Source organism: Bordetella genomosp. 8 (genome assembly GCF_002119685.1).
Classification (GTDB): domain Bacteria; phylum Pseudomonadota; class Gammaproteobacteria; order Burkholderiales; family Burkholderiaceae_B; genus Bordetella_C.
Map to the genome: position 1 here is coordinate 51,501 of NZ_CP021108.1, position 18,875 is coordinate 70,375.

The following is an 18,875-nucleotide window of genomic DNA, read 5'->3' on the forward strand; positions in this document are numbered from 1 at the left end:
TTTCCAATGATTGATGCGAAAAATGGAAAGATGATTTCCGCTTATGCGGGTTTATCCCTAGTCCCTGGAAGCACAGAATACGTTTCATCGGGAACAGCAACGGACATCGCGAAGTTCTCACAGCAGATCGCGATGGACGGCCCGGATCACTTAACCAGGACTAGGAGTACTGCCATGAATGCCAAGACCATCGTTTCCGCTTTTGTTCTTTCCTTTGCCGCCATCGGCGCCGCGCAAGCCGCGACCCCCCGTGGCGATTCGGACAACACGCCGTTCCAAGGCGTCTACGGCCAACAAGCCAGCAGCGTGAGCCGCGACCAGGTCCTCGCGCAACTGGAACAAGCCCGCGCCGCCGGCCTGACCGCCAATGCCGACAACGACAACGCGCCGTTCACCGCGCAAGCTGACGTGGCTTCGGTCCCGGCGGTTGCCCAAGGCGGCGGCGTGCACGGCGACCTTGCCTTCGGCGACATCGACAACCAGCCCTTCCAAGGCTGATCTCCGCAAGTGCTGGATCGCGGGCCGGCCCCCAAATGGGGGCCGGCCTTTTTCATGCCGCCGGGAATCGCGCGGTATCCAAATTTGGAAAAGCGTCAAAAGTGGGGCAAACTCATCGGGCGCCCGCGAACGATGGACACGGGCGCGTCCGTTACTTCGCCGGCAGCGCCGGCAGGCCGACAGTCCCGTGTGCAGGGACTTTCAGGATGAACGCTCGATGAACTCCCTGGATATCGATGTACTGCAACATGCACGCGACTGGGTTGCCGAAGGCCATCGCGTCCATCTGATCACGGTGGTGCAGACCTGGGGCTCGGCCCCGCGGCAGGCGGGCGCGCTGGCGGCCTTGCGCGGCGACGGCCGGCTGGTCGGCTCGGTGTCCGGCGGGTGCGTCGAAGACGACCTGATGGCGCGCGCCGTGGCCGGTACGCTGCCGACGGCGGCCGACCGCGTCACCTATGGCATTACCAGCGAAGAGGCCGCCCGCTTCGGCCTGCCTTGCGGCGGCACGCTGCGGCTGGTGGTGGAGCCCTTGCGCGACACCGAGTGGCTGGATCCCGTACTGGCGGACGTGCGCGCGCATCGCCTCGTCATGCGCACGGTGGACCTGCAGACGGGCGGCTGCACGCTGGCGCCCGCCAGCCCTATCGACGGCCCTGACTTCGACGGCCGCACCTTCCGCTCGGTCTACGGTCCGCACTGGCGGCTGCTCATCATTGGTGCCAACCAGACGGCGCGCGTGTTGTGCGAAATCGCCACGGCGCTGGATTTCCACGTCATGGTGTGCGACCCGCGCGAAGAGTTCTTCGCCGATTGGAATATGCCCAACGTCACGCTGCTGACGTCCATGCCGGACGACACGGTGACCGAGATCGGCACCGACGAGCGCACCGCCATCGTGGCCGTGACGCACGATCCCAAGCTGGACGATATGGCTTTGCTGGAAGCGCTGAAATCACCGGCCTTCTACGTGGGCGCGCTGGGCTCCGCGCCCAACCAGGCCAAGCGGCGCGAGCGCCTGCGGATGTTCGACCTGACCGAAGAAGAAATCGGCCGCCTGCACGGGCCGGTGGGGCTGCGTATCGCCAGCCGTACGCCCGCCGAGATCGCCGTGGCGATCGCCGCCGAGCTGGTGTGGGTACGCAATACGCTGGGTGGCGCGGATGCCTGCGCGCCCAATCCTGCCGCCGCCTCGCGCGAAGATTCCTAGCGTTCCGCGGCCGGGCGGCGCGGTACGTACCGCTTTGGGGGGCCAGGGCTCGCCGAGCCTGGCCAGGGCTGACTTGGGCTGGCTCGGGCCGGCTACGGCCGGTCAAGCGCGATCGTGTCGCCGTTGCGCGGGGCTTCGATCACCCGTTCCGGTATTTCCCAGATCAACAGCTTCGGCGGCGTCTGCCTGAAGGCCGGGCTGCCGAAGTACGCGTTCGCGGCGCCGGCGAAATCGCCGCCATCGCGGGCGAAGTCGGGAATGCGTGCGTGCAGCGCGTTTTCCAGGAAAGGCACGAAGTTGCTGTTGCGCGAGAACGACGTGCCGATCAGCGCCGCATTGGGCAGATTGTCGTCGCCGAAGAGATCGTCGGCGCCGGACCCGGCGGCAGCCGCGGGCTTCTGCGTGAAGACGGAAACGGGGGTCGTGTCGGGCGGTGGCTGCAGGCGCGCGGGCAGCCAATCCAGGCCCGCGAGCCGGATCAGGTCGCCGGGCCGGCTCTCGGCCTGCGTGCGTACCGTCCAGTCGGTGCGCGGCGTCACCGTGATCCCGGCGCCGCGTATCGCCTGGGCCACCGCATCGGCGGCGGCCTGCGCGCCCGTTTCGTTCCAGTGCGTGTCGGTGCGCAGATAGGCGCCGGCGCCGCTAGGACCGCCGTCGCCGATGGCGGCCAGCACGGGCGCCAGGTCGACGGCGTCGACGCCTTCGGCGCGCAGCGTGGCGACCCAGTCGTCCAGGCGCCGCGCGGATGCGGCGGGCCGCTGCAAGCCGCACAAATGCGCGGCGGCGATGCGGCTCTTGTCCGGCACCACCGCCACCACCAGGGCGATATGCCGCCGCGCCAGCGCGTCCTTGATGCGCAGGACCTCGCGCGCGCGGGACTGCGCGTTATCCGCCGCATGCGGGTAGCGCATGAATTCATCGCTCAGGAACAGCCAGCCGGGGCAGCCCTCGCGCACGCGCGGGCCCAGGTCGCCCGCGGCCAGCCAGCTCAGGCCGCGTTCCAGCCTTGCGGATTCCGCCGGCAGGGGCGCGTTCGATAGCGCATGGGCCAGTTCGCGGGTGGTGTCGCCGTCCAGGAAGGCGCGCCAGCCCACGCCCTGCGGAAACAGGTCCAGGTCGCCACGCGCCACCTGGTATGCGGTCGTGGCCAGTCCGGCCATCAGGAACGCGATCAGCGCCACACCGGCCAGGCGGCTGGTCCAGCGGGCGATGCGGCCGGGATGGTCCACGGGCGGGATGGCGCTTCTCATGGCTCAGAACTGGAAATAGAGGAAAGGCACGGCGCCGCGGCTGGCGATCAGCGCGAAGGAAAACAGGAAACCCAAGACCGGCCACAGCGCGCCTGCCGCAAGGATCAGCGGATTGCGATGGCGTTCGGCCCAGGGCGCCAGGGCCGGTGCGAACGCGCAGCATACGCCCAGCACCAGGGTCATGACGTGTACCGGGCGCAGCGCCAACCGCATTTCATCGCCCAGCGCGACGCCATGCAGGCCGAACTGGCCGGCATACATGGTCAGGGCGCCATCGAAGGTGTGCGCGCGGAAGATGGTCCAGGCCAGCATCACGAAAAGCAGCGTCAGCACGCGCGCGGGCAGGCCCGGCAGCGGCGGCAGGCCGCTGTTCAGCCACAGGCGTTCCGCGCACAGGGCAAGGCCATGCGCGATGCCCCACAGCAGGAAGTTCCAGCTGTCGCCGCCGTGCCACAGGCCGGCGATGGCCATGGTGAGCAGCAGGTTGCGGTAGGTGCGCCACACGCCGCCGCGGTTGCCGCCCAGCGGGATATACAGGTAGTCGCGCAGCCAGGTGGAAAGCGAGATGTGCCAGCGCCGCCAGAAGTCCTGGATGCTGCGCGCCAGGTAGGGATGCAGGAAGTTTTCCGGAAAGTGGAAGCCCAGCATCAGCCCCAGGCCGATGGCCATGGCGCTATAGCCCGCGAAATCGAAGAACAGTTGCAGCGTATAGCCCAGGCAACCCAGCCAGGCATCGGCCAGCGTGGGGCGCGGCAGCGCGAAAGCCGTGTCCACCAGCGGCGCCAGCGTATCGGCGATCAGCACCTTCATGCTCATGCCTATCATGAAGCGCCGCGCGCCCAGCGCGAACTGCGGCCAGTCCACCGTGCGGGCGACCAGTTCGCGCTTGACCCAGTCATAGCGGATGATGGGTCCGGCGATCAGGTGCACGAACATGGCCTGGTAGGCGCCGAAGGTGATGAAGCTGTGGTCCGCCGGTACCGTGCGGCGGTACACGTCGATCAGGTACGAGATGGATTGCAGGACGATGAAGGACAGGCCGATGGGCAGGATCACCCGTTGCCAGCCGATGGGATGGCCGCCGGCGGCGCCGATGGCGGTATTGAGCGTGTCGACCAGGATATTGGCGTACTTGTACCAGCACAGCGTACCGAGCGCGATGGCGATCAGCACGGCCAGCGTCCAGCCGCGTCGCGCGCCGTCGCCGGCCCTGTCGATCAGGATGCCGCCCAGCCAGCCCAGCAGCGTGAGCGCGATGAACAGCAGCAGGAAGACAGGACTCCACCAGCCATAGAACACCCAGCTGCTGAAGAGCAGCACGGCGTTGCGGCGATGAACGGCCCGGCCGCCCCCCAGTCCCGCGAGGACATACAGGATCAGGAACGCCGGCAGGAACAGCGTCAGGAACTCCAGCGACGCGAAGACCATGGAAGCCGCTTACCTCGCCAGGGTGTCGTCGGCGCGGATCAGTCGCGGTCCGGCGGACGCCGTGGCGCCGCCTGCGTTGCCCGGCACCAGCAGCACGCTGTAGCGCTTGCCGGCCTGCAGCTGGCCCAGGTCCAGGGGCGCGCCGGCCGCTTGCCCACCGCATGCGCCCTGCACGGCCAGGGCGACGGCATTGATGTCGCGCCGCTTCAACGACCCCGGAGCGACGTCCTGCGCGATGGCCACGTTGCGTCCCGCCGCCATCAGGGATGCCTGCGTGCACGAGGGGTCCAGGTTGTAGAAGGCCAGCGATGCTTTCAGGCCGTTGAAGTCGTCCGGCTTTTCAGCGATGGTCACCGTCTTCAGGCCGCCCGCGGCGTCCGCGAGCACGACCACCGTGGCGAAGGCGCCGGCGTCCACGCGCACGGACACGGCCGCGCGCGCCGCGGCCTGCTCCACGGTGCCGGCGATGGCGGTGCGGGCCTTCACGGGCAGGAAGTCGGTGGCCGGTTTGGCGTTGTCCAGGACGATGCGCGCCTGCCGGTTCTCGGGGACGACCGTGACGGGCGCGCCGGTACCGTTGACGAACCGCAGGAACGAGGCGTCGTCGGATGGGCCGGTTTCGTAGAGCTGCGTCTCGGCCGCGTTGGCGGCATGCGGCGCGTAGCCGCACAGGACTAGGGCGGCGAGCGCCAGCGCCGCGCCGTGCGTCGCGATGGATTTCATTTCTTCTCCATGCCCTTGATCACGGGCAGGTCGAGTACGGCCTTGGTGATGGCGTCGCCCCACTGCTTGTAGCCGGGCGCGGTGAAATGCTGACCATCGACGGTGCCCCACTGGCCCGGCTTGGAGAAATTGAGCGAATCGACATACGCGCAAGGCGCGACGTTCGCCGCCAGGAAGCTGGACATGAGCTTGACGCGCGCGAAGGTCTTGCCGAACTTGCCGCCTTCGCTGCCCCATGCCGGTCCGATCCAGACGCAGGCGGTATTGGTGGACGCGATATCGCCGGTCAGCGCGGTGACCTGCTGCCATACCCAGGTCTTCGGAAAATCGGGCTTGTCGTAGGCCGCCATGGTGTCGCCCATGACGATCAGGACGACGTTCGGCTTGTCGGTGGCGATCAGTTGCTTGATCGGCGTGGTCTGCGGATTCGCGCCCAGCACCTTGATCGGGCCCTTGTCGACGCGCTCGGCGCCGCCGCAGGTGCCGGTGGTGACCTTGGTCCAGTCGCCGGCATTGGCGCCGCAGATGCCCAGGGAATGCACGCGTGCGCCCTGCTGCACGAGATCGTCGTGCAGCGTGGTGATCAGGTGCGTGGGAACGGTCATGTGGCTGTCGCCGATGATCAGGATGGACAGGCCGGCGAGTACGGCAGGTAGCATGTGTTTCTCTCTTCGGTAAACGATCGGGGACGCAGTGTCCAGGTTGGCGTGAGGCGCGTGGTGCTCACTGCGCGTAAGGCGATTTGAACGAGGTGGGGGGCAGGCTCACCCCGCCTGGCATGGGATCGAAGGTGTAGCGCGCGTACAGGCCGCCCACCCATTGGCGGTAGTCGCGCGAGTTGTCGATGGACGCCATGCCGCCCAGGAACAGCTGCGGACCCACCTGATATTCCGCGCTGGTCGCCAGGCTGTAGCCCACGCCGGTCTTGCTCTGGCCGTCGTAGCGTGCGTCCGGAGAACCGGTCAGCCCCTGGGCGTAGGCCTGGGCCGCCGCCGTGTTGGCGGCGTTCTGCAGGCTGCCGTTGTTGGGGAAGTAAGGCGAGGAGTCGGTGCGGAAGTACTGCAGGCCCAGGGAACCCTGCACCTGGTAGCTGAAGTTGCCGCGGCGCTGTGCCCAGTTCAGCGGCACGCTCAGCGCGTAGTACTCCTGCGGGCTGAAGTAGCCGCCCTGTCCGTAGGTGAAGAAACTGAGGTTCTTGTCATAGGACATGGCCGTCACGTTCACGCCGCTGGACAGCTGGTAGCTGGTGTCGCGCAGCAGATATTTGTAGAGGCCGACGCCGCCTTCCAGGCGCGTATTCGATTCGACGTTGCGGCCGTCCAGCGATTGCCAGGAGCCGTATCCGTAGACGCCGTAGTCGCCGTAGTCCTGCGTCAGCTGCAAGCGCACGCCGGTGGCCGCCACCGCGCCCCAGGACTGCCCGGTGCGCGCGTCGCGCGCGCCGGCGAAGGACAGCAGGCTGTCCGTTACCGGGCGGCGCGAAAGCTCGGCCGTGTAGGACAGGCCGCTGTCGTCCAGCGGACGGTTCAGTTTCACGCCGCCTATCACGTTGGTGTAGCGGAAGCCGATGGGCGTGCTGCCGAGGTCGGCGGAAAGCCCTTCCGTTTCGTAGGCCACGGATACGCCTACGCCATGATCGCTTTGCGATCCCGCCGAGCCGACCGTGCCGTTCTGCTGCGCCAGCGCCGCGGCGGGGCCGCCGCCGAAGCGGCTGCCCGAGCCGTAGCCCTTGCCCACCGAGCCGGCTTGCAGGGTCGTCGGCGTGACCTTCAGGAACAGGTTGCCGTCGCCGACGGGCAGGCGGGCCTGTGCCGGCGCTTCGATATCGCTGAGCTTGCCCATGCCGGATTCGCCGTTGCGGCTGCGTCCCAGCAGGCCGACCTGCGCGTAGGGCGTGCCGGTCCGCATCAGCTGGTCCAGCTCCTGCTGGATGGAAGGCGGCGCCGCGTCCTGTGCGGACGACGTGGGTGCGGGCGGTGCGGGCTGCGCATAGCCGTTGGCCGGCGCGTAGCCTGAAGGGGGCGGATAGCCGGCCTGGGCCGCATAGACGGGTGGCGCGGCATAGCCTGGCGCGGGAGCGTACCCCGGAGGCGCCGTGTAGCCGGGCGCGGGGGCGTATCCCGGGGGGGCCGGGTAGCCGGGTGCGGGGGCGTATCCCTGTGGCGCAGGGGTGTATCCCGGCGGTGGCGCCGCGTAGCCCGGCGCCGCGCCGCCCGCGTAGGCATACTGCACCGATCCCGCCGCGGCGGGATAGGGCTGCGGCGGACGCATCGTCGAAGCGGGCGCGGGGATGTACGCGCCGCCGCTGTCGCCACTGCCGCCGCCGGCGCTGGCCAGGGACTGCGGCAGCGGCAGGGGCGCCATGCCCAGCGTCGACTGGCTGCGCTGGCCCGGCATGCCGACGAAGGGATTGGCGGCCGTGGGCGTAGCGGCGGCGACCTGGGTGCCCGCGCCGCCGGACTGTTGCGCGGCGAGCGCCGCCTTCAGCAACTGCGCCGCCTTCGACGTCTTGCCCTGTTCACGATAGATGCGCGCGGCCGAAGCCAATACGTCGGCATTGTCGGGCGCGAGCGATATCGCCTTCTGCGCCGACTTGTCGGCGAAGTCGTAGTCCTTGACGCGATTGGCCATCTGCGCCGCGCCGAGCTGCACGTCGACGTTGTCGGGATCGGTGCGCTGCAGCCGCTTGTAGATATCCAGCGCCTTGGCGTATTCCTGCGCCGACGCATACATGCGGGCCAGTGTGCCGGCCACCAGCGGATCGTCGGGACGTTCCTGCAGCACGGGCGCCAGGATGTCGTAGGCCGCCACCAGGTCGTCGCGCTGGCGCAAGGCTTCGGCCTGGCGGACGATGTAGAGCACGCGCAGATTGTCGAAGCTGTCCTGGTCGGCCTGCGACAGGCGCTGGCGTTGCAGCGACCGCAATACATCGACCAGTTCGGCGTCGCGTCCGGTCTTCAGGAGCAGCGACGCGTATTGCAGCGATAGCGACGGCGGCGGCGGATTGCGTCCCGCCAGCGCGTCGCGCAGCATGGCCGTGCCGGTCGCCGGGTCGCCGGCGTCCACATAGGCCAGGGCCAGCGCGCCCAGCATGTCGGGATCCTGGCCGGCATAGGGCGTCGCTTGCGCAAGCAGGTTCAACGACTCCTTGCGCCGGCCGCTCTGGGCCATGCGCGTGGCCAGCGCCGCCTGCGATTGCACCCAGGTACGCCGCTCCAGCAGCGTCATGTCGGTGGTGCGCGCCGATTCGGGTATGCGGCGCAGCGTGGCCAGCGCGCCGGAATAGTCCTTGGCTTGCGAGGAAACCAGCGCGCTGGCGTACAGCGCTTCGTTGTCGCCGGGCCGCGCCGCGACCAGATCGTCCATCAGTTTCGATGCGCTGGCCTTGTCCCCGGCCTTCAGGTACAGGCGGGCCAGCGATACCCGCATCCATGGATCGCCGGGCGCTTCCTTCACGGCCTGCTGCCAGGCCGCCTGCGCCGCGGCCGTGTCGCCGCGCGCCAGCGCGGCCTGGGCCCGGCCGTCGTCCAGCGCGGCGCGCAGCGTATCCGCGCCGCCGACCGCGCTGCGTTGCGCCGGCGTCAGGCCGTCGACGATGCGTTTCGCCTCGGCGTCCCGGCCATTGCGCGCCAGCACGGAGACCAGGCCGCGCAGCGCATCCGCGTCGTTCGGCGTATTGGCGACCGCGCTGCGATACAGGCGCTCCGCGTCGTCCAGGCGCCCTTCGCCGGCGGCGATCGCGGCCAGCTGGTTGGCGGCCGCGGGATCGCGCGGAGACAGGCTCATGGCCTGGCGCAGCAGGCGGTCGGCGTCGGCGGTATCGCCGGCCTGGCGCGCCGCGTTGGCGCGCGTGACCAGTGCCCAGTACGAGGCGCTTTCCTGCGCGCTTTTCCAACGCGTACCGCCATTGCGGACCGCGCGATCCAGCAGATTCCTGGCATCGTCATAGCGTTGCTGGCGCAGGCGCACCACGCCCAGGCCGCCCAGCGCATCGGCGTAATCGGCGCGGGACTTGAGCACCGCGTTGAAGCCTGTTTCCGCCGCCGCCAGGTCGCCCTGCTCCAGCGCGCGCAGGCTGGCGTCCGTGCGGACGCGCAGCGGGTCCAGCGGCGCGGCGGCCGACGCCGCGGGCGCCTTGCCGATGTTGGCGTACTGCTGGCGGATTTCGTCGTCTTCCGGGTGCGCCTTCAGATAGGACTCGAACAGGGGGGCGTCGGCCTTGCGCGGCGGATTGCCTAGGAATCCCAGCGCCTCGCGCCAGCTTTCGGTGGCCGCGCCGCCCACGTCGGGCAGCGTCGACAGCTTTTCGAGGGCGCGTATGCCATCGGCGCGGGTGGTTTCGTCCAGCGCCGTGATCTGCGCGATGTTCAGCCGGATCTCGTTGTTGCCGGGCTCTTCGCGCGACAACCGCTGCAGGTTGCGCAGGGCCTCGGCGCGTCCGGCCGCCGTATAGCCCAGCCGGCTGTAGTACTCCAGCGCGATATCGCCGGTGGGCTGCGGCACGTTCTTGAAGGCGGCGCGGTAGTTGTCCAGCGCGCCGTTCAGGTCATTGGATTGCACGGCCAGGCGGGCCTGCTCCAGCCGCCGCTTGCCCTCGCCGCTGCCCAGCTCGATGGCCTGTGTCAGCCGGGCGACGCGCAGGCTGTTCGGATCCTGCGCGCGCAAGCGGTCGAGATATTTGCGCGCGTCGGCCGGCTTGCCGGCCTTGACCGCGTCGATGCCCAGGCCATACAGCGCGTCGGGCTGGTTGGGATCGATGCGCAGCAGCTTCTGCCAGGCTTCGTTGGACCGCTCCGCGTTGTTGCGCTGTTGCCAGTACTGGCCTTGTTTCACCAGTACGTCGATGGCGCTGTCCTGCGCCCAGGCCGCCAGGGGCAGGGACGCGGCGAGCAGACCGGCGGCTAGGGAGCTGAGGCGCGGCGGCATGATGTTTCCCAGGATGGTTGGACGGTACCGGTGGGGAGGAAGCGATAACGTCCTTCGCTCCAGCCCAGGCCGAACAGCGTCAGGACGTAGTCGTAGTAAGGCGCTTGCGTGTGCGTGGCGTCGGCGTGCGCGCGGGCTTGCTCGAGCAGGGCCTGGACACGTGCGCGTTGCGTTTCGAGCAGATCGGTGCGGTGGGTCGCCTGCAGGTAGGGCAGCAAGGCGGCGGAAAAGCCGAAGGGGCCGGTGCCGGTGGCGACACCCGTGGCCGTGCGCACGGATTCCGGCGGGTAGCCCAGCGTGGCGGTGGCGGCCGCCAGGCCGCGCGTCGCGGCACGCAGGGGCGTCGCCAGCGGATCGTCGTCGGGGGTCAAGCCGGCCCACATGTACGCGCGTATGGCGTCGTAGCTGCCGACGTCGCCCTTGACCGGGTCGGTGGCGAAGCGGCCGGCGGGCCTGGCGGCGTGCGCCGTGCTTGCCGTCGGCGCCGTCGGCGACACGTAGGCCGTCCAGTCGGCCACGTAGCCGGTGTCCACGCCGGCGGCGTAGACGGCCGGGGTGTTGCGCGCGATTTCCTGCCACAACGCGCGATTGCCGGCGCCGGCCAATCTGCGCAGCACCGGTGGCGGCAGATAGCTGGCGTTCAAGCGCCAGATGCCGCCAGGCAGCTCGAAGCCCATGGGGCCCGGCAGCAGCATGTGGCCCAGCCCCGGCAACTGTGCGGTTTCCTCGGCTTCGATGCGGCCCAGCAGGGCCTGGGCGCTGGTCGTGTAGTCCTTGCGGTTCCATAGCCTGCCGGCTTCCAGCAGGTCATAGGCCAGCCACAGGTCGGCATCGGCGGCGGCGTTGGCGTCCAGTACGCGCCACGTGCCATCCGGCGCCTGGCCCCAGAACCAGGCTGGCAGGCGCTTGCCGATATCGCCGCCGGCCAGGTTGGCCTCGGTCCATTTCCAGAGCCGGTCGAAGACGGTCTCATCGCCCGCCACCAGGGCGAAGAACATGCCGTATGACTGGCCTTCCGAAGAGGTGTGGCGCTGCGGGGTGCTGGCGTCCAGCACGCGGCCGTCCGGCTGGATGAAGCGGGCCTGGAAGTCCTGCCACAACGGCCAGGCCGGCGCGGCGCAGCTTGCCGGCGCCGCCATGGCGGCGGCGCATGGCAGGCACAGCGCCAGCAGCGCGAGCGCGCGCGGCCATGCGGCCGGCGCGCTCAGGCGGGATCGAAGCGCCGGCGCCATGCGCATTACTGCTTCAGGCGCCGCTGCGCTCGCGCATGCAGCGACCAGTACAGCACCGCGGCCAGCAGCAGGGCGCCCAGCAGGCAGCAGGCCAGGAACACGAACAGGTGGCGGCTGAAGAACCATTCCGCGTATTCCACCGGTCCCAGCTCGCCGACGTAGTAGTTTTCCTGCGCCAGCAGGCTTTCGACCTGCTTGCCGCGCACCATCGCCAGCGAGCCCTTGATGCCGTGGTCGCTGCTGCTGTCGTCCAGCAGGACGTCCAGCGCGTCGGCCAGCCCTTGCGGCTTGTTGCCTGAGACGACCACCACGCTGCGGCCCGCCGTAAGCGGCGATTCGAAACCCGCCAGCATCGCGTCGGCGCTATCGCTGCTGAATGCGACCAGGTCGCGCGGCTGTTCCGGCGTGCCCAGCCAGGCGGATGTTTTATAGACCAGGTCCGACAGGCTGAAGCGCTTGTCCTTGCCATCCACCGAAGCCGGCATGTATTGCGCCCACTGCTTCAGCAAGGGCTGGTTGTCGCCCGAAGCGATCACCAGCAGGTCCTTGTCGGCCAGCTTGCCCGACTGCCCGGGCTGGCTCACCGTCACGCCGGTGGCGGGATAGCCGGTCGATGCGCCCAGGCGCCCCAACAGCGTCAGATAGGCGCTGTAGTCGGACACGGCGGGCTGATCAGGCAGCACCACGGTGGTCTGCGACAGGTCGGCCATCCGGGTGAAGGGGAAGCCGGCCTTGTCGAAGGCGGCCAGGTCCGGCATGGCGATGAAATGCGGCAGCTGCGAGATATCGATCGTCGAATCCGGATCGATGGCGCCACGAACGTTGTCCAGCAGCGCGTCCTTGCAATCGCCCTGCTTCAGCACGTCATAGGAGTAATACAGCTGCAACTGCGAGCGCGGCGGCAGCAGGAACAGCGGCAGCTCCAGGCGCTTTTCCGCCGGCAGCGTGGTGTCGGAGACCAGCTTGTCCGCCAGCGACGGCGCCTTGGCGGCAGGCAGCGGAATGCCCTGCACGAACTGGTCGTTCAGGCTGACGCTGAGCACGGACTTGTCGCTCGTCGGCCGGGGCGTATAGCGGTACTTCAGGTCCACCGGCACGCGCTTGTCGCGCCACGCGAACAGGTCCGGCGGCAGCCGCAGGTTCACGCGTATCAGGTCCGGCCGATAGCCCGCCACGTTCAGCGCGCGGCCTTCGGCCAGTTCGCCGAACTTGACCGCACGGTCGCTGGGCAGCCAATTGGGCGCGTCGTAAGGCTTGCGCGGCTCCAGCGGTTGCAGCTTGGTAATGGTCGCCGTGGCGCCGGACATCGTCTGGCTGCCCAGGGCAAGCGCGTTCGCGGCGGTCTTCAGGTCGGCGCTGTCGCGTCCCTGGATCACCAGCAGCTTGCCGTTGGGATCGTTGGGATTGGTCACGACGGAGATCGTCGGTCCGTTGACGGCGGCCGGCGCGGCGCCGGCGGACTGCAGGCCCGGCACGGTCGTGCCGCCGGCGATCAACACCACCGCATTGCCTTCCTTGGGCAACTGGCCTATCGACGCCGGAAAACGCGCGCCGCGATAGTCCGCCAGCGCGCCGAACCACGACGACAAGGCCCCGGCGGCTTCCAGCGTGCCCGAGTCGGGATTGCCCGCGAACACCATGGGCAGCACCAGCCGGCGCACGTCACGGCGGTCGAAGAACGGCAGCGGCAGGGTCGACAGATCGTTGCGCATGCGCAGCGGCGCCACCGTCAGCTCCAGCACGCTCTGGTTGCCGATATTGGCCCACAGGCTCGAATGCAGCGGGTCTTCGCACTGCATGGTGTAGTGGCCGATCAACTGCAGGTTCAGGCGGTTGAAATCGGTGATCAGGCGGGGCGGTATGTCGACCGTGCGTTGCAGGCTCTTGCCGCCGTCTTCCTTGGGCACCGGAATGCTGTACGCCACTTCACCGTTGACCATGACGTTGATGTGCGACAGATCCGGCAGCAGCGCCGGCGAATACGCATAGTCCAGCTTCAGTTTTGCCCCGGTCACCACTTCGTCCGCGCGCACGCTGAAAGGCACGCCATTGCTGCCATCGATGCCGGTGATGTTCAGTGGATACTGCGCGCCCAGCTGGCGCAGCGTCAGCGCATAGGTCCGGGAACCGTCCGCCGCGGGGGCGGACGCGCCGCCGGCGGTGTTGCCGGGCTGCGCCCCGCTCGACGCGGCGCTCATCGCCGCGTCGGGTGGCGCGCCGACAGGCGCCGCGCCGGCGGTATGGAACGCGCTGGCCAGCAGCGTGCCGGCAAGCGTGCCGCACAGGCCGCGGCGTGCGCGGTGGATGCGATGGAGGAACACGGTCATCTATCTCTCGCAGTGCCGGTGGGACTTTGCGCCGCGGCCGCGGCGGCGCTCATGGCCGCCGGCGCACGGCGGCGCTGGCGGAAGGGTTCGTAGAACGTATGGCGCAGCAGCAGCGCGAAGCCGTGCATGCCTATCCGGGTGACCTCGCGCAGCGCCGCCAGCGGCGCGTCGGGTTTGCGGTTGCCCCAACCCGATGCCCAGGTGTCGGCGCGGGCGAAGGTCAGTTGGGAAAGCTGCACCTGCTGGGCGACGCTCAAGGCATCGAAGCGCACGCCCACCCGCTCGGCGTGGCTGAATACCGCGGTGGCGGGAAAAACGCCTTCCTCGTTGCCGCGAAAGATCGATACGCGCACTTTCTCGTGCAGTGGCACGTTGGTGCCGGTCGGCAGCACCAGGCCGAGTCCCGTCTGCGAAAAATCGCTGGTCTCGCAGACGATGGTCTTGCCGGTATCCAGCTTGATGGTCGCGGGCAGGCGTGCCGCCACGCGCGGGTCGTTGCGCAGCTGGCGGCTTTCGGCGGCCACCGCCACGCTGGCGCTGGTGATGATGATGTTGTAGACCGTCCAGGCCAGGTTGATGCACACGGTGGTCCTGACGTCGGCGTCGCCATGGCCCAGGGCCAGCACCGCCAGGCCGGCGATCATGCCGGCAATATTCAGGACGAGCAGCACGATGTAAGGCCGCGCCATCGTCCAGTCGAAATAGGATTGCTCGATGACGCCGCCCTTGGAGGTGACGTTGAACTTTCCCAGCTTGGGATTCACCAGCGCCAGCATCACGGGCCGCATGATGTACCAGGCCAGCACCGATTCGTAGACCTCGTTCCAGAAGGAATGGCGGAAGCGTCCCTGGATGCGCGAGTTGGTGATGCTGGCGTGCAGCAGGTGGGGCAGCGCATAGACGGTGATCATCAACGCCGAGGCCTGGAACACGTGGGCGCCGAAGAACAGGTAGGCCAGCGGCGCCGTCAGGAACACGATGCGCGGCAGCCCATAGAAGAAGTGCAGCATCGCGTTCAGGTAGCACAGCCGCTGGCCGAACTTCAGGCCCTTGCCCACCAGCGGGTTGTCCACGCGGAATATCTGCGCCATGCCGCGCGCCCAGCGTATGCGCTGGCCGATGTGCGCGGCCAGGCTTTCGGTGGCCAGCCCCGCCGCCTGCGGAATGCCCAGGAAGGCGGTGTTGTAGCCGGCGCGGCTCAGCTTGAGCGCGGTGTGCGCGTCTTCCGTGACGGTCTCCACCGCGACGCCGCCCACCTCTTCCAGCGGCGCGCGGCGCAGGATCGCGCAGGACCCGCAGAAGAACGCCGCGTTCCACAGATCGTTGCCGTCCTGCACCAGGCCGTAGAACAGCTCGCCTTCGTTGGGAACGGCGCGTCCCGTACGCAGGTTCTTTTCGAAGGGATCGGCCGAAAAGAAGAAGTGCGGCGTCTGGAGCATCGCCAGCTTGCGGTCCTTCAGGAACCAGCCCATGCAAAGCTGCAGGAAAGAACGCGTGGGCACGTGGTCGCAATCGAAGATCGCGACGAACTCGCCCTGGGTCTGCTTCAATGCCCAGTTCAGGTTGCCGGCCTTGGCGTGGCGATTGTCTTCGCGGGTGATGTAGCCCGCGCCGACTTCCTGGCAGAAATCGCGGAATTCGGCGCGGCGGCCGTCGTCCAGCACATAGACGCGCAGCTTGTCCGCGGGCCAGTCCATGGTGAGTGCCGTATAGACCGTCTGCCGCACTACGTTCAAAGGCTCGTTGTAGGTCGGGATGAAGATATCCACCGACGGCCACATTGCCATATCGGCTGGCAGCGGCGTGGGCTTGCGGCGCAGCGGCCAGGCGGTCTGCAGATAGCCCAGCAGCAGCACGGCCAGCGCATAGCATTCCGCCAGCACCAGGCCCCAGCCGAACAGCGTATCCGTCAGGTTGTCGAAGTCCAGCGTTGCCGTCACGCGCCAGTACATGTAGCGCAGGGAGGCCGTGCAGGACAGCACGATCAGCGTCAGCACAGCCATCTGTCCGCGTATGCGGCGCACGCATAGCGCGAACAGGAAGGTGACCACGCAGAACACCAGCTGCTGCTCCAGCGTCAACGGAATGATCACCGTCAACCAGACCAGCAGGACGGCCACGATGGCGATCGCCACGCGCAGCGGCAGGCTGGTCCAGACGCCGCGCTGCAGCAGCCGGTCCCCGGGCGCCGGTCCGGCCGGCGGATAGTGGAACGACTGCGCGTCGCGCTTCATGGCGTGGGTCTCCCCGCATCGCTCAGGCGCGCCAGCACGTGCCGCGCGCATTGCTGAAGATCGTGCGCGGCGCGGCCGTGCGGATCGTAGTCAAGCACGTTCATGTTGCAGGCCAGCGCCTCGCGTACCGATTCGTCGTCGTGGATGACGCCGACGGTGCGTTCGCCCAGGCTGTGCCGCATGACTTCGACGACGTCCTGTGCCAGGCGGCGCGAACGGTCCACCTGATTGATGGCATAGACGCAGGGCGTGTCGCCGCGCGGCTTGGCGCCGCCGTAGGCCTCCACCATCGACGCGGTGGCGGGCAGGGTCGCGTACGAAGCGGCGTCGGCCAGCGTGACCGCCACGACCAGGTCCGCGGCGGCGATCGCCTGCCGCGTATAGACCGACGGACCGGGCGGCGTGTCGATCAGTACGATGGCGTCGTCGGAGAGGTGCATGGCGCGCAGGCGCTCCGCCAGCAGGCCCGGCTCGTCGCGCAGGCGGCGCTCCAGTCGGTCGCGATCGCTTTCCGGCAGCTGGCCGTGCGGCACCACGTCAACGCCGTCCTTGCCGGTCAGGCGCGCATCGTCCCATGGCCGGTCGGACAGGGTCGCGCGCGCCAGTCCGTCCATGCCTCGCTGGCCGGCATCGGCGTGCAGGCGCAGCGCGTTCTGCGGGTCCAGGTCGACCGCTACCACGGCGCGCCCCATGCGGGCGAACGCCGCACCTATGTTGGCGCTGATCGTGGTTTTACCGACTCCGCCCTTGGCGGATATCACTGCGATGGTCTTCACGATGAAAGCAGCCGTTTGAACAGGTCGGGCAGGCCTGGCGAGGCCGGCCCGGAGGCGCTGTTCGCCACCAGGCGGCGCAAGGGATCCGGCTGCGCGCCGGTAGCCGGTGCCGGCATGGCGTCGCTCGCGGAAGGCAGCGGCGGCAGCGCCGCTGGCGCGGAGGCGGCCGCGGCGGCAGGCGCGGCCACATGCTCGTTGGCGGCCGGTTCGCCGGTGGACAGGCCGGCGGCAGGCTCGGGGGCCTGCGGGATCACGAAAGCGCGCGGTACTTCGCGGCTGAAGGGCTTGGGGCTGGGCGGTATGAACTGCGGCCGCGGCCTGACCGGTACTACTTCGGCGCCGTCGGCGGCTTCGGCCGCGGGCCGCGCGGCTTGCGCCAGCACCGCCGCGTCGTCCGCGCCCACCGCCGGCGCCGCGACGGGCCGCAGCGGGTCGATGGCCGTCAGCATGGGCCAGCGCGCCCGGGCCTGGCTGGCCGCTGCCAACGTGGCGATTTCCTGATAGCCCGCGGGCTCGCCGCCAAACTGCGCGTATAGCCGCGCGATATCGTTGTCTTCATCGGGATGCATGCGCCGGGCCCCTCATTTGGAAAATACGAAACGCAGGCTGCCCGTCGTGGGGTCGGCATGTTGCAGCCGTACCTGCAGCGTGTCGCCGGCCCCCGCGGCCGACATCCATCCCTGGTACACGCCTTCCAGGAAGGCGGGCGTCCAGTCCAGCTCGCCGGGGCCGAACGCGGCCGACAGCGGCGAGCAAAGGTGTTCGATCAGCAGGGCCGCATCGTCCTGGTCGGCCAGCTCGACCAGCCCCCAGTCCAGTGGTTTCCATGCCGCGTTCATGGCGTCGCGCAGCTCGGCAATGCTGCCGCAGGCGGGCAGGGGATACAGGGCGGCGAAGCGCGCGCCGATACGATGCATCAGGCCGCGCAGTTCGTCCGTCGACAGATGCGCGCGAAACTCCTCGGCCTGGGCCCGGAGGAAATCCCGCCACTGCGGGGTGCAAAGGCGGCCGTGCAAATACTCCAATTCGGCACCTTGCATACAAGATCCCTCAACCAGTTGCATTGCATGCGGATTAGGCCGTAATGCTGCAGGCGGGCGCATGTGCGACTGATTGTGAGTTAACGGACTTTCTTTAACAAGATGCCGCGCGCGGTAACTCCACAACTTCCTAGGTTTTATCGATTTATTTCTGGCGCCTAGGGGCATTGTTGCGTTGCGGCGCGGCGATTTTCACGGAAGATGCTATTCGTAGCCGGTTTATTGCTGAATATTGCAGATACAGTTTGTGGCGTCCGGCCAACGAAAAATCAAAAAAAGCCGCACCGGCATGAGCCGGCGCGGCGTCCCTCCCGCTACATCAAGCTGTCAAGGGCGGACCATCACGCCATCCTTCAGCCCCGCGCAGTGGTCGTAGATCTCCCCCGGACGGGTGAACCACACCTTGTCGCGCTGGGGATGTTCGACGATGTATTTCAAGGCCCGGCGCAGCGAGCGCAGGCGGTACGGCTGGCCGACGATCATGGTGTGCAGGGCGATGCCGCATACCAGCGGCTGCTTTTCCGACTGGGCCAGCATTTCCTCGAACTGCTCGATGATCATCTGCTCGAAGTCCTGCGCGGTGTGGCGGCGCACCAGCATCTGCGGCGAATCGTTGATTTCCAGCGGATACGGCACCGACATCAGCGGGCCGGAGCGGGTCTTCATCCACACCGGCTGGTCGTCGGCGGGCCAGTCCATCACGAACTTGTAGCCGGTATCCACCAGCAGTTCGGGCGTCTGCGCGCTTTGCGACATCCACGGCCCCATCCAGCCGCGCACGTCCTGCCCCGCGTGCTTCTTGATGGCGTCGCGCACTTCGGTCAGCAGGCGCGCTTCGTCGGCGGGCCACAGGTGGCCCTGCGCTTCGGCGTTGGTGCGGCCGTGGCCGATGAGCTCGTCGCCGCGCCTGAGGATGGGCTCGAGCACGTCGGGCGCGTATTCGAACAGCACTGTGTTCATCAGGTGCGCGGCCGGCAGGCCCAGTTCGTCGAACAGTTCCAGCAGGCGCCAGACGCCCACGCGGTTGCCGTAGTCGCGCCAGGCGAAGCCGCGCGCGTCGGGCTGCGGCAGCTCGGCGCCCAGGTTATGGCCTTTGCCGGTGCCGAAGGCGAAGTGCTCGATGTTCAGGCCCAGGTAGACGGCCAGCCGCTTGCCGCCTGGCCAGCTGTAGTCGGGGCGTTTGGTGATGGCGCTGTACGGATACCGGTCGTGGTAGGGAAGTAGCATGGGA

14 protein-coding genes are annotated in these 18,875 nt (G+C 68.5%); 2 read left to right on the forward strand and 12 right to left on the reverse strand.

Annotated elements, in window-relative coordinates:
• The first annotated feature begins 6 nt into the window (after positions 1-6).
• On the forward strand, positions 7-498 hold the full coding sequence (locus CAL12_RS00245; protein WP_086062641.1) for a DUF4148 domain-containing protein: 492 nt from the start codon (positions 7-9) through the stop codon (positions 496-498).
• Positions 499-715: 217 nt separating this feature from the next.
• Positions 716-1,708 carry an XdhC family protein gene (locus CAL12_RS00250; RefSeq protein ID WP_086062642.1) on the forward strand — a complete coding sequence of 331 codons (993 nt, stop codon included), beginning with the start codon at positions 716-718 and terminating at the stop codon, positions 1,706-1,708.
• Between the two features lie 92 nt (positions 1,709-1,800).
• On the opposite strand, the gene CAL12_RS00255 is transcribed toward CAL12_RS00250, so the two are convergent.
• The 12 genes from CAL12_RS00255 to CAL12_RS00310 all read right to left on the reverse strand — a co-directional run bounded on the left by CAL12_RS00255 (position 1,801) and on the right by CAL12_RS00310 (position 18,871).
• Positions 1,801-2,958, reverse strand: coding sequence for an alginate O-acetyltransferase AlgX-related protein (locus CAL12_RS00255; protein WP_232464655.1), 1,158 nt, complete (start codon positions 2,956-2,958; stop codon positions 1,801-1,803).
• Positions 2,959-2,961: 3 nt separating this feature from the next.
• The gene (locus CAL12_RS00260) at positions 2,962-4,386 is read right to left on the reverse strand and encodes an MBOAT family O-acyltransferase (protein WP_086062643.1); all 1,425 of its coding nucleotides are present in this window, start codon (positions 4,384-4,386) and stop codon (positions 2,962-2,964) included.
• Between the two features lie 9 nt (positions 4,387-4,395).
• Positions 4,396-5,109, reverse strand: coding sequence for an alginate O-acetyltransferase AlgF (locus CAL12_RS00265; RefSeq protein WP_086062644.1), 714 nt, complete (start codon positions 5,107-5,109; stop codon positions 4,396-4,398).
• On the reverse strand, positions 5,106-5,768 hold the full coding sequence (locus CAL12_RS00270; RefSeq protein WP_086062645.1) for a cell division protein FtsQ: 663 nt from the start codon (positions 5,766-5,768) through the stop codon (positions 5,106-5,108). The genes CAL12_RS00265 and CAL12_RS00270 overlap by 4 nt, the downstream gene beginning before the upstream one ends.
• A gap of 64 nt (positions 5,769-5,832) precedes the next feature.
• On the reverse strand, positions 5,833-10,035 hold the full coding sequence (locus tag CAL12_RS00275) for a cellulose biosynthesis protein BcsC (RefSeq protein WP_086062646.1): 4,203 nt from the start codon (positions 10,033-10,035) through the stop codon (positions 5,833-5,835).
• On the reverse strand, positions 10,011-11,267 hold the full coding sequence (gene bcsZ, locus CAL12_RS00280) for a cellulose synthase complex periplasmic endoglucanase BcsZ (protein ID WP_086067589.1): 1,257 nt from the start codon (positions 11,265-11,267) through the stop codon (positions 10,011-10,013). The genes CAL12_RS00275 and bcsZ overlap by 25 nt, the downstream gene beginning before the upstream one ends.
• A gap of 5 nt (positions 11,268-11,272) precedes the next feature.
• Positions 11,273-13,594, reverse strand: a complete 2,322-nt coding sequence (gene bcsB / locus CAL12_RS00285; RefSeq protein ID WP_086062647.1) for a cellulose biosynthesis cyclic di-GMP-binding regulatory protein BcsB — start codon at positions 13,592-13,594, stop codon at positions 11,273-11,275.
• Positions 13,591-15,828: a UDP-forming cellulose synthase catalytic subunit gene (bcsA, locus tag CAL12_RS00290; protein WP_086062648.1), complete on the reverse strand. Its 2,238-nt coding sequence runs from the start codon at positions 15,826-15,828 to the stop codon at positions 13,591-13,593. Before bcsA ends, bcsB begins: the two co-directional genes overlap by 4 nt.
• Positions 15,825-16,604, reverse strand: coding sequence for a cellulose biosynthesis protein BcsQ (bcsQ, locus tag CAL12_RS00295; RefSeq protein ID WP_086062649.1), 780 nt, complete (start codon positions 16,602-16,604; stop codon positions 15,825-15,827). The genes bcsA and bcsQ overlap by 4 nt, the downstream gene beginning before the upstream one ends.
• Positions 16,601-17,173 (reverse strand): cellulose biosynthesis protein BcsP, encoded by a 573-nt coding sequence (gene bcsP, locus CAL12_RS00300; protein WP_086062650.1) that lies wholly within the window; start codon positions 17,171-17,173, stop codon positions 16,601-16,603. The genes bcsQ and bcsP overlap by 4 nt, the downstream gene beginning before the upstream one ends.
• A 12-nt stretch (positions 17,174-17,185) precedes the next feature.
• On the reverse strand, positions 17,186-17,644 hold the full coding sequence (gene bcsD / locus CAL12_RS00305) for a cellulose biosynthesis protein BcsD (protein ID WP_086062651.1): 459 nt from the start codon (positions 17,642-17,644) through the stop codon (positions 17,186-17,188).
• A 327-nt stretch (positions 17,645-17,971) separates the two neighbouring features.
• Entirely contained in the window at positions 17,972-18,871 is a 900-nt protein-coding gene (locus CAL12_RS00310; protein ID WP_086062652.1) for a polysaccharide deacetylase family protein, read from the reverse strand.
• Positions 18,872-18,875 lie beyond the last annotated feature (4 nt).

What these genes read in the sequence shown, in the direction of transcription:
- CAL12_RS00245 (WP_086062641.1), top strand. Translation starts at nt 7, where the DNA reads ATGATTGATGCGAAAAATGGAAAGATGATTTCCGCTTATGCGGGTTTA.
- CAL12_RS00250 (WP_086062642.1), top strand. Translation starts at nt 716, where the DNA reads ATGAACTCCCTGGATATCGATGTACTGCAACATGCACGCGACTGGGTT.
- CAL12_RS00255 (WP_232464655.1), bottom strand. Translation starts at nt 2,958, where the DNA reads ATGAGAAGCGCCATCCCGCCCGTGGACCATCCCGGCCGCATCGCCCGC.
- CAL12_RS00260 (WP_086062643.1), bottom strand. Translation starts at nt 4,386, where the DNA reads ATGGTCTTCGCGTCGCTGGAGTTCCTGACGCTGTTCCTGCCGGCGTTC.
- CAL12_RS00265 (WP_086062644.1), bottom strand. Translation starts at nt 5,109, where the DNA reads ATGAAATCCATCGCGACGCACGGCGCGGCGCTGGCGCTCGCCGCCCTA.
- CAL12_RS00270 (WP_086062645.1), bottom strand. Translation starts at nt 5,768, where the DNA reads ATGCTACCTGCCGTACTCGCCGGCCTGTCCATCCTGATCATCGGCGAC.
- CAL12_RS00275 (WP_086062646.1), bottom strand. Translation starts at nt 10,035, where the DNA reads ATGCCGCCGCGCCTCAGCTCCCTAGCCGCCGGTCTGCTCGCCGCGTCC.
- bcsZ (WP_086067589.1), bottom strand. Translation starts at nt 11,267, where the DNA reads ATGGCGCCGGCGCTTCGATCCCGCCTGAGCGCGCCGGCCGCATGGCCG.
- bcsB (WP_086062647.1), bottom strand. Translation starts at nt 13,594, where the DNA reads ATGACCGTGTTCCTCCATCGCATCCACCGCGCACGCCGCGGCCTGTGC.
- bcsA (WP_086062648.1), bottom strand. Translation starts at nt 15,828, where the DNA reads ATGAAGCGCGACGCGCAGTCGTTCCACTATCCGCCGGCCGGACCGGCG.
- bcsP (WP_086062650.1), bottom strand. Translation starts at nt 17,173, where the DNA reads ATGCATCCCGATGAAGACAACGATATCGCGCGGCTATACGCGCAGTTT.
- bcsD (WP_086062651.1), bottom strand. Translation starts at nt 17,644, where the DNA reads ATGCAAGGTGCCGAATTGGAGTATTTGCACGGCCGCCTTTGCACCCCG.
- CAL12_RS00310 (WP_086062652.1), bottom strand. Translation starts at nt 18,871, where the DNA reads ATGCTACTTCCCTACCACGACCGGTATCCGTACAGCGCCATCACCAAA.